This window comes from Herbaspirillum frisingense GSF30 (assembly GCF_000300975.2).
Classification (GTDB): Bacteria; Pseudomonadota; Gammaproteobacteria; order Burkholderiales; family Burkholderiaceae_D; genus Herbaspirillum; species Herbaspirillum frisingense.
Genome location: NZ_AEEC02000002.1, coordinates 1 through 14,838, shown reverse-complemented (window position 1 = coordinate 14,838; position 14,838 = coordinate 1). Strand labels below are relative to the sequence as shown.

General features: G+C 63.3%; 13 protein-coding genes. 11 read left to right on the top strand and 2 right to left on the bottom strand.

The features are described from left to right. The first annotated feature begins 105 nt into the window (after positions 1–105). The 3 genes from HFRIS_RS01425 to puuE all read left to right on the top strand — a co-directional run bounded on the left by HFRIS_RS01425 (position 106) and on the right by puuE (position 3,344). On the top strand, positions 106–1,572 hold the full coding sequence (locus tag HFRIS_RS01425; RefSeq protein WP_006461425.1) for an NCS1 family nucleobase:cation symporter-1: 1,467 nt from the start codon (positions 106–108) through the stop codon (positions 1,570–1,572). Between the two features lie 40 nt (positions 1,573–1,612). Then, positions 1,613–2,347, top strand: a complete 735-nt coding sequence (locus HFRIS_RS01420) for an aspartate/glutamate racemase family protein (RefSeq protein WP_006461424.1) — start codon at positions 1,613–1,615, stop codon at positions 2,345–2,347. Positions 2,348–2,411: 64 nt separating this feature from the next. After that, positions 2,412–3,344: an allantoinase PuuE gene (gene puuE / locus HFRIS_RS01415; RefSeq protein ID WP_006461423.1), complete on the top strand. Its 933-nt coding sequence runs from the start codon at positions 2,412–2,414 to the stop codon at positions 3,342–3,344. Positions 3,345–3,425: 81 nt separating this feature from the next. Here the strand turns inward: puuE and HFRIS_RS01410 are convergent, their stop codons facing one another. Both HFRIS_RS01410 and HFRIS_RS01405 read right to left on the bottom strand, forming a co-directional pair. Next, positions 3,426–4,685, bottom strand: a complete 1,260-nt coding sequence (locus tag HFRIS_RS01410) for a urate hydroxylase PuuD (RefSeq protein ID WP_006461422.1) — start codon at positions 4,683–4,685, stop codon at positions 3,426–3,428. A 224-nt stretch (positions 4,686–4,909) separates the two neighbouring features. Beyond that, on the bottom strand, positions 4,910–5,734 hold the full coding sequence (locus HFRIS_RS01405) for a hypothetical protein (protein ID WP_006461421.1): 825 nt from the start codon (positions 5,732–5,734) through the stop codon (positions 4,910–4,912). Positions 5,735–6,443: 709 nt separating this feature from the next. Between HFRIS_RS01405 and HFRIS_RS01400 the strand changes: the two genes are divergently transcribed. The 8 genes from HFRIS_RS01400 to HFRIS_RS01365 all read left to right on the top strand — a co-directional run. Beyond that, entirely contained in the window at positions 6,444–7,475 is a 1,032-nt protein-coding gene (locus HFRIS_RS01400) for an ABC transporter substrate-binding protein (protein WP_006461420.1), read from the top strand. An 86-nt stretch (positions 7,476–7,561) separates the two neighbouring features. Next, positions 7,562–8,347: an ABC transporter ATP-binding protein gene (locus HFRIS_RS01395; protein ID WP_006461419.1), complete on the top strand. Its 786-nt coding sequence runs from the start codon at positions 7,562–7,564 to the stop codon at positions 8,345–8,347. Between the two features lie 27 nt (positions 8,348–8,374). Beyond that, positions 8,375–9,154 (top strand): ABC transporter permease, encoded by a 780-nt coding sequence (locus HFRIS_RS01390; RefSeq protein WP_006461418.1) that lies wholly within the window; start codon positions 8,375–8,377, stop codon positions 9,152–9,154. 206 nt (positions 9,155–9,360) lie between these two features. Beyond that, positions 9,361–10,905 (top strand): ABC transporter ATP-binding protein, encoded by a 1,545-nt coding sequence (locus HFRIS_RS01385; protein ID WP_039873925.1) that lies wholly within the window; start codon positions 9,361–9,363, stop codon positions 10,903–10,905. Continuing rightward, a complete protein-coding gene (locus HFRIS_RS01380) occupies positions 10,898–11,992 on the top strand; it encodes an ABC transporter permease (RefSeq protein ID WP_006461416.1) in 1,095 nt (364 codons plus the stop codon). Before HFRIS_RS01385 ends, HFRIS_RS01380 begins: the two co-directional genes overlap by 8 nt. 16 nt (positions 11,993–12,008) lie before the next feature. Next, complete coding sequence (locus HFRIS_RS01375; protein ID WP_006461415.1) at positions 12,009–12,929, top strand: ABC transporter permease; 921 nt, start codon at positions 12,009–12,011, stop codon at positions 12,927–12,929. A 108-nt stretch (positions 12,930–13,037) separates the two neighbouring features. After that, positions 13,038–14,177, top strand: coding sequence for a BMP family ABC transporter substrate-binding protein (locus HFRIS_RS01370; RefSeq protein ID WP_006461414.1), 1,140 nt, complete (start codon positions 13,038–13,040; stop codon positions 14,175–14,177). Between the two features lie 318 nt (positions 14,178–14,495). Continuing rightward, positions 14,496–14,838, top strand: a 343-nt coding sequence (locus tag HFRIS_RS01365) for a septum site-determining protein MinC (RefSeq protein WP_006461413.1), incomplete at its 3' end; no start/stop codon positions are given.

The following is a 14,838-nucleotide window of genomic DNA, read 5'->3' as shown; positions in this document are numbered from 1 at the left end:
CCACCACCATGCCGCCAAGAGCATGCAGGAAGTCCGTTGAACAGCCCGGCCCCGGCCGGGCGTGATTCGTTTCGCCCCACCCTTTCTCTCTGATGGAGACCGGCCATGACTACCGATGCTTCCCCCTCTGCTTCCGGCCCTGCGCTTGCTGGCGCCACCGGTGCCACCGGCAGCAATGATGCGCGCCTGACCAATGAAGATCTCGCCCCGCTGAAAAAACAGACCTGGGGTTCCTACAACATCTTCGCCTTCTGGATGTCCGATGTGCACAGCGTGGGCGGCTATGTCTTCGCCGGCAGCCTGTTCGCACTGGGCCTGACCAGCTGGCAGGTGCTGATCTCGCTGCTAATCGGCATCAGCATCGTCTACCTGCTGTGCAATCTGGTGGCGCGTCCCAGCCAGGCGCATGGCGTGCCCTATCCGGTGATGAGCCGCTTGTCCTTCGGCGTGCTGGGGGCCAACGTGCCGGCCATGATCCGCGGCCTGATCGCGGTGGCCTGGTACGGCATCCAGACCTACCTGGCCTCGGCCGCCTTCGTGGTGGTGGTGCTGAAGTTCTTCCCCGAACTGAAGCCCTATGCCGATGTCCATGTGCACTCCTTCGCCGGCCTCTCGGCGCTGGGCTGGGGCGGCTTCCTGCTGCTGTGGGTGCTGCAGGCGCTGGTGTTCTGGAACGGCATGGAGACCATCAAGAAATTCATCGACTTCGCCGGACCGGCGGTGTACGTGGTGATGTTCTTCCTGGCCGGCTGGATGATCTACAAGGCCGGCTGGCAGAATGTCGGCCTGAACCTGGGCGAGATCAAGTACAGCGGCTGGGCGGCAGTCTCGGTGATGATCACGGCCATCTCGCTGGTGGTGTCCTACTTCTCCGGGCCGATGCTCAACTTCGGCGACTTCTCGCGCTACTGCCATAGCTTCGCCGATGTGAAGCGCGGCAACTTCTGGGGCCTGCCGGTGAACTTCCTGGCGTTCTCGATCGTCACCGTGGTGACCACCTCGGCCACCATTGCCGTCTTCGGTGAACTCATCACCGACCCGGTGGAAACCGTTTCGCGCATCGACAGCACCACGGCCGCGGTGATCGGCGCACTGACCTTCCTGACGGCCACCATCGGCATCAACATCGTGGCCAACTTCGTCTCGGCCGCCTTCGACTTTTCCAACCTCTCGCCCAGCCGCATCAGCTGGCGTGCCGGCGGCATGATCGCGGCCACGGCCTCGATCTTCATCACGCCCTGGAACCTGTTCGGCAATCCCGAAGTGATCCACTACACCCTGGATGTGCTGGGCGGCTTCATCGGCCCGCTGTACGGCATCCTGCTGGCGGACTACTACCTGGTCAAGCAACGCCAGGTCAAGGTCGAGGACCTGTACACCATGCGTCCGGAGGGTCGCTACTGGTACACCAACGGGATCAACCGCGATGCAGTCAAGGCGCTGGTGCTGGCCGCCGCCGTGTGCGTGGCCTGCGTCATGCTGCCGCAATTGCGCAAGGCGGCCGACTTCTCCTGGTTCATCGGCGCGGCGCTGGGCTCGGTGTTCTACCTGATGTTCACGCGCAAGCGCTGAACGCCGTCGACATCGTCTCCCCTTGCATCAAGGAACAAGCATGCGCATCAAGCTGATCAATCCCAACACCACCATGAGCATGACCGAGGCCATGACCGCCTGCGCCCGCCAGGTGGCCGCGCCCGGCACCGAGATCACGGGCGTGAGCCCGCAGATGGGGCCGGCCTCGATCGAGAGCCACTATGACGAGGCGCTGGCCGTGCCGGGGCTGCTGCAGGAAATCGAAGCGGGCGAGCGCGCCGGCATGGATGCCTACGTGATCGCCTGCTTCGGCGACCCGGGACTGTCGGCGGCACGCGAGCTGGCCCATGGTCCGGTGATCGGGATTGCCGAAGCGGCCATGCACATGGCCAGCCTGGTCGCCCCGTCGTTCTCGGTAGTGACCACGCTGGCGCGCACCAGCGGCATGGCCTGGCACCTGGCCGAGCGCTACGGCATGCAGCGCTTCTGCCGCAACGTGCGCGCCTGCGAGATCGCGGTGCTGGAGCTGGAGAACCCGGCCTCCGATGCGCGTGCCCGCATCACCGAGGAATGCCGGCGTGCGCTGGCCGAAGACGGCGCCGAGGCCATCGTCCTGGGCTGTGCCGGCATGGCCGACCTGTGCGCGGCAATCGGTCGCGACATCGGTGCGCCGGTGATCGATGGCGTCACCGCCGCCGTCAAGCTGGCCGAGTCGCTGGTGGCACTGGGCCTGGGTACGGCCAAGGGTGGCGAATGGGCGCGCCCGCTGCCCAAGACTTATCATGGTTTGCTCAGCGGTTTTGCACGCATCTGATTTCCCACGCAGCGCCGTTGTCGGGCGCTGCGGTTTTCTTTCTTGATAGCCAAACGAAGAACTTATGTCACAGCAACAAACTTACCCACGCGACCTCGCCGGCTACGGCCGCAACCCGCCGCACGCACACTGGCCCGGCCAGGCGCGGGTGGCGCTGCAATTCGTGCTGAACTACGAAGAAGGCGGCGAGAACTGCGTATTGCACGGCGACCCCGCCTCGGAGCAGTTCCTCTCGGAGATCGTGGGCGCGGCGGCGTATCCGGCGCGACACATGTCGATGGAATCGATCTACGAATATGGCTCACGGGTGGGTGTCTGGCGCATCCTGCGCGAATTCGAAAAACGCGGCCTGCCCATGACCATCTTCGGCGTGGCCATGGCATTGCAGCGTTCACCCGACGTCACGCAGGCGTTCCAGGAGCTGGGGCATGAGATCGCCTGCCACGGCCTGCGCTGGATTCATTACCAGAGCATGGACATCGAGACCGAACGCGCCCACATGCGCGAGGCCGTGCAGATCTTCCGTGAACTCACCGGATCGGCCCCGCTGGGCTGGTACACCGGCCGCGATTCACCCAATACCCGGCAACTGGTGGTGGAGCATGGCGGTTTCGCCTATGACTCGGATTACTACGGCGATGACCTGCCGTTCTGGACCGAGGTCGAGACCGCCAGCGGCGAAAAGCGTCCGCATCTGGTCGTCCCCTATACGCTGGACTCCAACGACATGCGCTTTGCCACGCCGCAGGGCTTCAACACCAGCGAGCATTTCTACCAGTACCTGAAGGATAGTTTCGACGTGCTGTACGAGGAGGGAGAAGAAGCGCCGAAGATGCTCTCCATCGGCATGCATTGCCGCCTGCTGGGACGCCCGGGGCGGTTCCGCGCCTTGCAGCGCTTCCTGGATTACGTGCAGTCGCACGACAAGGTCTGGATCTGCCGCCGCATCGATATCGCCGAGCACTGGCAGAAGACGCATCCCTTCGCGCAACGCTGAAGAGAAGGGCGTCGGATGGCTGGACGCCCTGTATGACATCAGCATCAGGACCGATGCCGCCAGCTTCTGCTGGCGGCATTTTTACTTGATGGAGGCGCCGCTCTCGAACCACTTTCCGATCACCGCCCGCTCGTCATCGGTGATGTGGGTCATGTTCCCCAGTGGCATGGACTTCTGCACCACGGCCTGTTGATAGATCTGCTGCGCATGCTGGGCGATGTTGTCGGGGCTATCCAGCAGCACGCCCTTGCCCGGCACCGGCATCAGCGTCGGCTTGGCCGCATGGCACTGGATGCAGCGCGCCTGTATCACCTGCTGCACCTGGGCAAACCCGCCAGCCGATGGCGATGGCGCTGGCGATGCCGCGGCGCCAGCAGCCTCGGCAGGCGTGGCAGCAGCAGCAACCGGGGCAGCCGGCCGGGCCTGCAGCGCCGGGCTCATCCAGATGATCACCGCCAGCAGCAGCACCACGGCGGCACCGGGATACCACCAGTTGTAGACGCCCTTGTGGCGCAACACGAAGAACTGCCGGATCAGGGCGCCGGCGCCCATGATGAACAGCAGCACCAGCCAGTTATGTGGCGCGCTGTAGGTCATGCTGTAGTGATTGGAGAGCATCGCGAACAACACCGGCAGGGTGAAGTAGGTATTGTGCACGCTGCGCTGCTTGCCGCGCTTGCCGTGGATGGGGTCGGGCGCCTGCCCGGCGCGCATCGACGCCACCATCTTGCGCTGGCCCGGGATGATCCACATCAGCACATTGGCACTCATGATGGTGGCCAGCGAGGCACCGCTGATGAGGAAGGCTGCCCGTCCCGAGAACAGATGGCAGGCCGCCCACACCGAGACGATCACCTGCAGGCCCACCAGCAGGTTGACCAGCCGGTCCGCACCGGGACGGTCACCGATGGTGCTGCAGATGGCGTCGTAGATCAGCCAGTTGAAGAGCAGGAAGGCGATGGCAGTGCCGCCGGCCATCGAGGCCGACATGTCGAACACGTTGCGGTCCACCAGGAACACATTGGCATTGAACAGGTACAGCAGTGAAAACAGGGCGAAGCCCGATAGCCAGGTACTGTAGGACTCCCAGTAGAACCAGTGCAGATGCTCAGGCAAGGCCTTGGGTGCCAGCAGGTATTTCTGCGGATTGTAGAAGCCGCCACCGTGGACCGCCCACAGTTCGCCACCGACGCCTTTTTCCTTCAGCTCGGGATCGGTGGGCGCCACCAGGCTGTTGTCCAGCCAGACGAAATAGAAGGACGAACCGATCCAGGCAATGGCCGTGATCACGTGCAGCCAGCGCAGCAGCAGGTTCAGCCAGTCGAGTAGATATGCTTCCATGATGTTCCGCTCTCAAGTACCGCCGATCATTCCCCTCACGACCAGGGGTGATCCATTTCCGGGATTGCCGCCCCGCCGATCCGGGCGCGCCATCCATGCACCCGGGGACCGACAGTGTAGCCAATTCCGGCTCGCGCCACGCAGGCGGCGCGCCAACAAAAAATGCCGGATCGAATGATCCGGCATCGCCATGATGCTGCCAGCAGCGGCAGCGACCGGACCGCTTAGAAGTGGTACTCGGCGCGCACCATCGGGGTCTTGGCCAGCGAGCCCGGGACGTTGGACGGGTTGCCGAACTTGTTGCGCCAGTACTGGTATTCCAGACCGACGCGGAAGGTGTTCTTGCCCATGCCCAGCGGGGTGCCGACGTCATACATGATCTGGCCGTCGAAGTTGACTTCGGGACCGGTGGAACCACCGAACTCGTTCTTGCCCTTGGCGGCGATGTAGTTCATGTAGCCTTCGAAGGCCAGGCCGGTCGAACCCAGCGGGATACCCCAGGCCAGGTTCAGCATCGGGTGGGTATCGTAGGTATAGCGGCTGCTGATGCCCTTGGGCTGGTTGCTTTCGAACAGTGCCAGCACGCTCACGTTGAGGAAGCCAGGCACATCCATCATCAGGGTCGGACCGATCACCAGCATGCGCTTCTTGGAGGCATAGCTGTTGTCGTTCTTGGTGTTCCAGTCGAAGCCCAGGGTCAGGCCCACGCTGCGTGCCGGGCCGAAGGCCAGGTTCTTGCCGCTGATCTTGCTGAAATCGAGGGTATGACGATAGGTGATGTAGGCTTCCTGCGCATTGTCATCCTTGCTGTCGGACATCAGCAGGTCGACGTTGAGGAAGTTGGTACCGTATTTGTAGCCACTGGCGTGCTGGAAGTTGACGATGTTCTTGGTGATGTCCTGCGAGTTGTACGGCTCGGCGAAGCGGGTGCCGTAGCGATAGCCAATCGAGTTGTCAGCCCAGTCGGCGGCCTGCGCCGACATGCTGCCGGCTGCCGAGGCGACCACGGCCGCCATCATCCAGTACTTCCCCTTGATACCCTTGTTCATAAGTTTCTCCCTGTATTGCTACTGTAAAAAATGCTGTTGGACCGGATCTCCGTGTTCACCCGTGGCGTCCTGCACTCTCCCCGCCACCGGATGAAACCGGCCATTCCGCTGTGCTTACCTGTCAAATAAGGTCTGGCAAATTGCTGACAGCACTGCCGACACCCGCACCGACGGCAGCCATTACGCAAAGCCCGTGCCAGCCCTTCCGAGGGCTTCGGTTGACTTGTCTGCGGTGGTCAAAAACACGAGTCGCTTTCCCCCGAAAGGACAGGCATCGGCCCGCGCAGGGGCGCAATCCTAGCCGAGTCCGGGCCGAATCCCAAGGGCCTGCAGGCGACACCCCAGGTCCGCCACTTCGATTGTCAACAATCAACCCACTCTGCCCGCAACCGACAGGGAACAGGCAAAGGCGCAGCCGATAAGCCTTTCAGCCCCGTGATCGTATTTTTTTTAGTGCATTTTTATCTATGAAGGTGCAGACAAGCACCAAATTGTCGCAAATGGATTTTTTGATTGTCGACAAAAAATCAAGGCGCTGTCGATCATTGCCCCGCGGCTTGCTGACCGGCTTGCCGACCGGATTGCGCTTGCGGCCGCGAGCCGCGGGGAGCGTGAGGGTGCTCAACGGGGCCGGACGGCGCTTGGCACATTAAATGCTTTTAACCGGTGGGAATCTGCCATTCAAACGAACCAGGAAGGGAAGTCCACCGTGCATTCCAGCAAGTTCTTCAAATTCGGCATCAGCCTGCTGCTGGGCGCCAGCTGCACCCTCGCGGCCGCCCAGGAAACCAGGATCAAGTTCCAGCTCGACTGGCGTTTCGAGGGTCCGTCGGCCCTGTTCCTGGTGGCCAAGTCCAAGGGTTACTTCGCCCAGGAAAAACTGGATGTCACCATCGACGCCGGCAATGGCTCGGGCAATGCGGTCAACCGCGTGGCCTCGGGCACCTATGACATGGGCTTTGCCGACATGGCCGCGCTGATGGAATTCACCGCCAACAACCCGGATGCGCCGGGCAAGCCGGTGGGCGTGATGATGGTCTACAACGACACGCCGGCAGCGATCTTCTCGCTCAAGAAATCCGGCATCAAGAAACCGGCCGACCTGGTCGGCAAGAAGCTGGGGTCACCGGTATTCGACGCCGGTCGCCGTGCCTATCCCATCTTTGCCAAGGCCAACGGCCTGGACGCCACCAAGACCCAGTGGACCAGCATGGACCCGCCGCTGCGTGAAACCATGCTGGCCCGCGGCGATGTGGATGCCATCACCGGTTTCTACTTCACCTCCCTGCTGAACCTCAATGCCCGCGGCATCAAGGATGAAGACATCAACGTGATGATGTATCCGGACTATGGCGTGCGTCTGTACGGCAACGCCATCATCGCCTCCGACGCCATGGTCAAGCAGAAGCCGGAAGCCATCAAGGGCTTCCTGCGCGCCTTCGCCAAGGCCAGCCGTGACGTGATGGCCAATCCGGACGCCGCCATCAAGGTGCTCAAGGAGCGCGACGGCCTGATCGACGAAAAACTAGAACTGCGTCGCCTGAAGCTGGCCATTGCCAGCGCCATCGCCACGCCGCATGCCAAGTCGGAAGGCTATGGCCAGGTCTACGGCCCGCGCCTGACGCTGATGGCCTCGCAGGTCTCGGATGCCTATGGCACCAAGACCCGGGTCAATGCCGACAAGATCTGGAATGCCAGCTTCCTGCCCTCCAAGGCCGAGCTGGACGTATTCCCGAAGTAAATCATTTATATTGTTTCCGGCCACGACCCTGGCTGGCCACAACGGGCCAGCCAGGATCAAGGCCGCATCCTTGGCAGACCGTTTCCATGAGCGAACCCTTCGTCGATTTCCGCCACGTCTACCTGGCCTATGATGGCGCCACCGATTTTGCGGTGGAAGACATCGACCTGCAGACCCGTGCGGGCGAATTCATCGCCATCGTCGGCCCCTCCGGCTGCGGCAAGTCGACCTTCATGAAACTGGCCACGGGCCTGAAGCAAGCCAATCGCGGCAGCGTCGTCATCGATGGTCAGCCAGTGACCGGGCCGCTGAAGTTCGTGGGCATGGCCTTCCAGGCGCCGACCCTGTTGCCGTGGCGCACTACGCTGGACAACGTGCTGTTGCCGCTGGAGATCGTCGAGCCCTACCGGCGCGACTTCAAGCAGAAGAAGGCCGAATATACCGAGCGCGCCCTGAAATTGTTGAAGACCGTAGGCCTGGAGGGCTACGCCGACAAGTTTCCCTGGCAACTGTCGGGCGGCATGCAGCAGCGCGCCTCGATCTGCCGGGCGCTGATCCACGAACCCAAGATGCTGTTGCTGGACGAGCCCTTCGGCGCGCTCGATGCCTTCACCCGCGAGGAACTGTGGTGCGTGCTGCGCGACCTGTGGGCCGAGCGCCGCTTCAACGTCATCCTGGTCACGCATGACCTGCGCGAAGCCGCCTTCCTGGCCGACACCATCTACGTGATGAGCAAGCGCCCGGGGCGCATCGTGGTGCGCCGCGAAAACCCGCTGCCGCGTCCCTGCGACCTGGAAACCACCTATACCGACGGCTTCAACGCGCTGGTGCATGAACTGCGCGAGCACATCGGCCATGTGCGCAATACCTGACCCTGATCGACCGGCCAAGGACCCAACATGAAAACACCGTTCAACGGCAAGCTCAACCAGGCCGCCACCACGCTCGCGCCGTGGTTCCTGCTGATCGTCATCCTCGGCATCTGGCAGTTCATCTGCAGTGTCTGGCAGGTCTCGGACTTCATCTTCCCCAGTCCGGCCTCCATCCTGCAGGCCATGGTGGACTATGCCGGGCCGATCACCGAGCATGCGCTCTCGACCTTCTGGGTCACCATGGTGGGCTTTGCCATTGCGGTGTTCGTGGGGGTGACGCTGGGCTTCGTGATCGGCTCCTCGCCCATGCTGTATGCCGCCGCCTATCCCCTGATGACGGCCTTCAATGCCCTGCCCAAGGCGGCCTTCGTGCCGGTGCTGGTGGTCTGGTTCGGAATCGGGGCGGGGCCGGCGATCCTGACGGCCTTCCTGATTTCCTTCTTCCCCATCATGGTCAACATCGCCACCGGGCTGGCCACGCTGGAGCCTGAACTGGAGGACGTGCTGCGCGTGCTGGGCGCGCGCCGCATGGATATCCTGCTCAAAGTGGGCCTGCCGCGCTCGATGCCCTACTTCTTCGCCTCGCTGAAGGTGGCCATCACGCTGGCCTTTGTGGGTTCCACGGTGTCCGAGATGAATGCCTCCAACCAGGGCATCGGCTATCTGCTGGTATCGGCAGGGTCGTCGATGAAGATGCCGCTGGCCTTTGCCGGGCTGGTGGTGATCGGCGCCATGGCCATGGCGATGTACGAACTGTTTGCGATCATCGAACGGCGCACCACCGGCTGGGCGCATCGCGGAAAATGAAACAAATCGGGCTTTGCGCCACAGCGCCGGGACCAACACGGCGAAAGCGGTATGCGGCGCGGCCCAATTTGTCTATGATGTCGCGCGGGCGCGCCGGCTGCTGGCGACCGGCACGGTAGGCCGCAGCAGGCAGTTGAAGAAACCGGGGCAGAGGGGCTGCCCGCGACCATCGAAGCAACAACGATACGAAACCACAGGGAAATCACGTGAGCGCAGTTCCACTCCGTCTTGAAATCAGCCACGTGCGCAAGTCCTATCCGGGCGTGCTGGCCAACGACGATGTCAGCCTGGCGGTCGCGCCTGGCGAGATCCACGCCGTGCTCGGAGAGAACGGCGCGGGCAAGTCCACCTTGATGAAGATCATCTTTGGCGCGGTCAAGCCCGATGCCGGCGAACTCCGCTGGAACGGCGAGACCGTGCAGATCGCCAATCCGCAGGTGGCGCGCAAGCTGGGCATCGCCATGGTGTTCCAGCATTTCTCGCTGTTCGATACCTTGACGGTGACCGAGAACATCGCCCTGGGCCTGGATGCCAAGACCGACCTGAAGGAACTGGCCGAGCGCATCACCCGTACCGGCGAGAAATACGGCCTGGAACTGGAACCGCAACGTCATGTGCACACCCTGTCGGTGGGCGAGCGCCAGCGGGTGGAAATCGTGCGTGCCCTGCTGACCGAGCCGCAACTGCTGATCCTGGACGAACCGACCTCGGTGCTGACGCCGCAGGCGGTGGAAAAACTCTTTGTCACCCTGCGTCGCCTGGCCGACGAGGGTTGCAGCATCCTGTACATCAGCCACAAGCTCGACGAGATCCGCGCCCTGTGCCATAGCGCCACGGTGATGCGCGGCGGTCGCGTGACCGGCAACTGCGATCCGCGCAATGAAAGCAGCGCCAGCCTGTCGCGCATGATGATCGGCGACGAACTGGTGCGCCTGCAGCGCGAGCGCAATCCCGATTCGCAGCGCAATGAGCGCAAGCTGCACGTCAATCGCCTGTCGCTGCCCAAGGCCCACCTGTTCGCCACCGAGCTGAAGGACATCGAGTGCGAAGTGCGGGCTGGCGAGATCGTCGGCATCGCCGGGGTGTCCGGCAATGGCCAGCAGGAATTGCTGGCGGCGCTCTCGGGCGAGGACCAGCGCGCCGCGCCCAACATGATCATGCTGGGCGGCAAGGCGGTCGGGGATCTGTCGCCCAACCCGCGTCGCGCCGCCGGGCTCGGCCTGGTGCCGGAAGAGCGCCTGGGACGCGGTGCCGTCCCCACGCTCTCGCTGACGGCCAACATGCTGCTTTCACACCAGAAGGCGCCTTACGTGAAGCGCGGCATGATCGATTTCGCCTTCACCCGGCGCGCCGCGGCCTCCATCATCGAACGCTTCAAGGTCAAGGCGGCAGGCCCCGATGCGCCGGCCAAGAGCCTCTCGGGCGGCAATCTGCAGAAATTCATCGTCGGCCGCGAGATGGAGCGCAAGCCCGCCGTCTTCGTGGTGGCACAGCCGACCTGGGGCGTGGACGTGGGCGCGGCGGCACAGATCCACGGTGAAATCTTGAAACTGAAACAGGAAGGGTGTGCGGTGCTGGTGATCTCGGAAGAACTTGACGAATTGTTCGCGTTATGTGATCGCCTGCACGTCATCGCCAAGGGTCGGCTGTCGCCCTCCATTCCCATCGAGCAAGCCACCCGCGAGCAGGTCGGCGTGTGGATGAGCGGCCTGTGGGATGCCCCCGCCGCCACGGAGGTGGGTCATGGCTGAGCGCATGAGTTTCCCGCTGCGCCTGGAGCTGCGTGGCGCACCGTCGAAGACGATGACCTACCTCTCGCCGGTGATCGCCATCGTCGCCACGCTGCTGCTTGGCGCGCTGCTGTTCCTGGCGCTGGGCAAGGACCCGCTGGCCGGGTTGAAGGTGTTCCTGGTCGATCCCTTCAGTGGCAAGCGCGCCATCAGCGAACTGTTGCTCAAATCGATACCGCTGATCCTGTGTGCGCTGGGACTGGCGGTGTGCTTCCGCGCCAGCATCTGGAACATCGGTGCAGAGGGCCAGTTCACCGTCGGCGCGCTGTGCTCGGGCGCCATGCTGGTCTGGCTGGATGTACCGGGACATGGTATCTCCGGCGGCATGGGTCTGGTGCTCATGATCCTGGCCGGCGTGGTCGGCGGAGCGCTGTGGGCGGCGGTGACGGCCTACCTGCGCGACCAGTTCAATGCCAATGAAATCCTGGTGTCGCTGATGCTCACCTATGTGGCGCAGCTGTTGCTGATGTGGGCCGTCAATGGTCCGCTGAAGGACCCCAATGGCATGAACTTCCCGCAATCGAAAGTGTTCTCCAGCGAGTTCATGCTGCCCATGCTGCTCTCCGGCACACGCCTGCACGTGGGCTTTGCGGTGACCATCGTGCTGGCGGTGCTGATGGCGATCTTCATGATGCGCAGCCTGCGCGGTTTTTCGCTGATGGTGGGCGGGGTGGCGCCGCATGCGGCGCGCTACGCGGGTTTCTCGGCACGCTCGGCATTGTGGGTGTCGCTCTTGATCTCGGGGGCCTTCGCCGGCCTGGCCGGGGCGTTCGAGATCGCCGGACCGATCGGCCAGTTGCTGCCGTCGGTATCGCCGGGCTATGGCTTTGCGGCCATCATCGTGGCCTTCATCGGCCGCCTGCATCCGATCGGCGCGATCCTGGGCGGGCTGATCATGTCGCTGCTGTATCTGGGCGGCGAGCTGGCGCAGTCGCGTCTGGGCCTGCCATCGGCCATCATCGGGGTCTTCCAGGGCATGCTGCTGTTCCTGCTGCTGGCCTGCGATACCTTGATCGATTACCGCCTGGCGTGGAAAAAGAAAGTCTAAGGAATCAGGACAGGACATGGAACAACTCGCTCCTCTCATCGCAGCCTCCATCAATGCCGGCACACCCTTGCTGCTGGCGGCCATCGGGCTGTTGATCAATGAACGCTCCGGCGTGCTCAACCTGGGCGCCGAGGGCATGATGCTGGTGGCGGCCATCGCCGGTTTCGCTGTCGGCTATGCCACCAAGAGCCCGCTGCTGGGCTTCATGGCCGGTGCCGTGTGCGGCATGCTGATGGCTACGCTGTTCGGCTGGCTGGCGCTGCGCCTGGCCACCAACCAGGTGGCTACCGGCCTGGCGCTGTCGATCTTCGGCGCGGGCCTGTCGGCGTTCGTCGGCCAGCGCTTCGTCGGACTGGCGCTGCCGGCCCAACCCAATTCGATTCCCCTGCTGGAAGACATTCCCTTCCTGGGCAAGGCGCTGTTCCACCAGCACTGGATGAGTTACGTGGCGCTGGCGCTGTGCCTGGCCAGCATCTGGTTCCTGTATCGCACGCGCGCCGGGCTGGTGCTGCGCGCGGTGGGGGAGTCGCCGGAGTCGGCCCATGCGCTGGGCTATTCGGTACGCGGCATCCGCTATCTGGCGCTGCTGTTCGGCGGTGCCTGCTGCGGACTGGCCGGGGCCTATATGTCGCTGGTCTACACCCCGATGTGGGTGGAGGGCCTGGTGGCCGGACGCGGCTGGATCGCGCTGGCCCTGACCGCGTTCGCCACCTGGCGTCCGGCGCGGGTGCTGCTGGGTTCGCTGCTGTTCGGCGGCGTCACCATCGCCCAGTTCTACCTGCAGGGTATGGGCGTGACGGTGCCGTCGCAGATCCTGTCGATGGCGCCCTACCTGGCCACCATCGTGGTGCTGGCGCTGATCTCGCGCAACCCCGACTGGATCCGCCTGAACATGCCGGCCTCGCTGGGCAAGCCCTTCCGCCCGGGGGCGTCCTGATCGGCGCTGACGGTCTTTGCGGCTTTCGTTTTTTGCTTTCGTTTTTTGCTTTCGTTCCGTTTTTGTAGCAGCACCTGTATTTATCCACTGACCTTGAGGGAGAACACAATGAAGATTTCGCGCAGGGCATCCTTGACGATGCTCGCCACCCTGGCGGCAGCAACCCTGATCGGTTGCGGCAAGAAGGAAGAACCCGCTGCCGCCGCGCCCGCTGCTGCGCCGGCCGCCGCCGCTCCCGCCGCCGATCCGCTGAAGGTAGCCTTCGTCTACATCGGCCCGGTGGGCGATGCCGGCTGGACCTTCGCCCACGACAAGGGTCGCAAGGCCGTCGAGGAAAAGTTCGGCGACAAGGTCAAGACCACCTTCGTGGAAAACATTCCTGAATCCGCAGCCGACGCCGAGCGCGTGTTCCGCCAGCTGGCCACCGATGGCAACAAGCTGATCTTCGGCACCACCTTCGGCTACATGGAAGCCATGCTGAAGGTCGCCAAGGAATTCCCGGACGTCAAGTTCGAACACGCCACCGGCTTCAAGACCGCCGACAACCTGGCGCAATACGACGTGCGTACCTATGAAGGTGCCTACCTGGCCGGCGTGGTCGCGGGCAAGATGAGCAAGTCCGGCAAGCTGGGCGTGGTGGCTTCGGTGCCTATCCCCGAAGTGATCCGCAATATCGACTCCTTCACCCTGGGTGCGCGTTCGGTGAACCCCAAGGTGACCACCGCCGTGGTCTGGGTGAACAAGTGGTTCGATCCGGGCAAGGAACGTGAAGCTGCGACCACCCTGATCGGCCAGGGCGTGGACGTGCTGATGCAGAACACCGACTCCGCCGCCGTGGTCCAGACCGCGCAGGAAAAGGGCGTCTATGCCTTCGGTTGGGACAGCGACATGACCAGCTTCGGCCCCAAGGCCCACCTGGCCGCCTCGATGATCAACTGGGGCGTGTACTACACCGCCCGCGTGCAGGCAGTGCTGGATGGCTCGTGGAAGAGCAGCACCAGCTGGATCGGCCTGAAGGAAAACGGCATCGACCTGGCCGCCTTCAATCCGGAACTGCCGGCTGACGTGAAGACCCTGGTGGAAGAGCGCAAGAAGGGCATCGTCGATGGCTCCGCGCCGATCTGGAAGGGTCCGATCAAGGACAACGCCGGCAAGGAAGTGCTGGGCAAGGACGCCGTGGCCGATGACGGCTTCCTGCATGGCATCAAGTTCTACGTCGAAGGCGTGGACGGCAAGGTTCCGGGCTGATTGTTACGGTATTACCGTGGTACGGGCGCAGTCACGGCGCCCGTACCGGGGGTGAGCATGAAAGGCCGCTGGCACCGCGAGGTGTCGGCGGCTTTTTTTTGGCAAATCGGCATTCCACAGAGGACGCGTCTCGTCTATATATTGCCTCCATACAATTTTTTGATAGGCGATTTCGGCTTGCGGGCGGTGCGGCGGATATCCGCTGAAAGCCGCGATCCACCGCTATCGCAGCCGCATCCTGCCTGTATAATGCACAGCCAGCCCGGGCGGAAAGCTGGCTTTTTCCTTCACTTTCTGCCGCATTGAACTACAGGATTTATGCAAAAAGCCCGCAAACCGATCGAAATCAAAATTTCCACTGTGGTTGCCATTTCGGCAATCCTGCATGAAACTGATCCGACTTCGCTGGAATCCGCCTTGAAGGAAATGACCGGTGGTGTGGCCGACTTCTTCGAAGACGAGTTCGCGGTCCTCGATATCGGCTCCCTGGATGCCGATGCGGCTGCCGGCATCGACTGGAGCGCCGTGGTGGCGCTGTTCAAGCGCTTCCGCCTGAACACGGTGGCGGTGCGCAACGCGCCCGAGCAATTGCACCCCGGCATCGTCGGCCACGGACTGGCCATCGATACCTCGGCGGTGTCCGGCGCCGGCGCGGCCAATG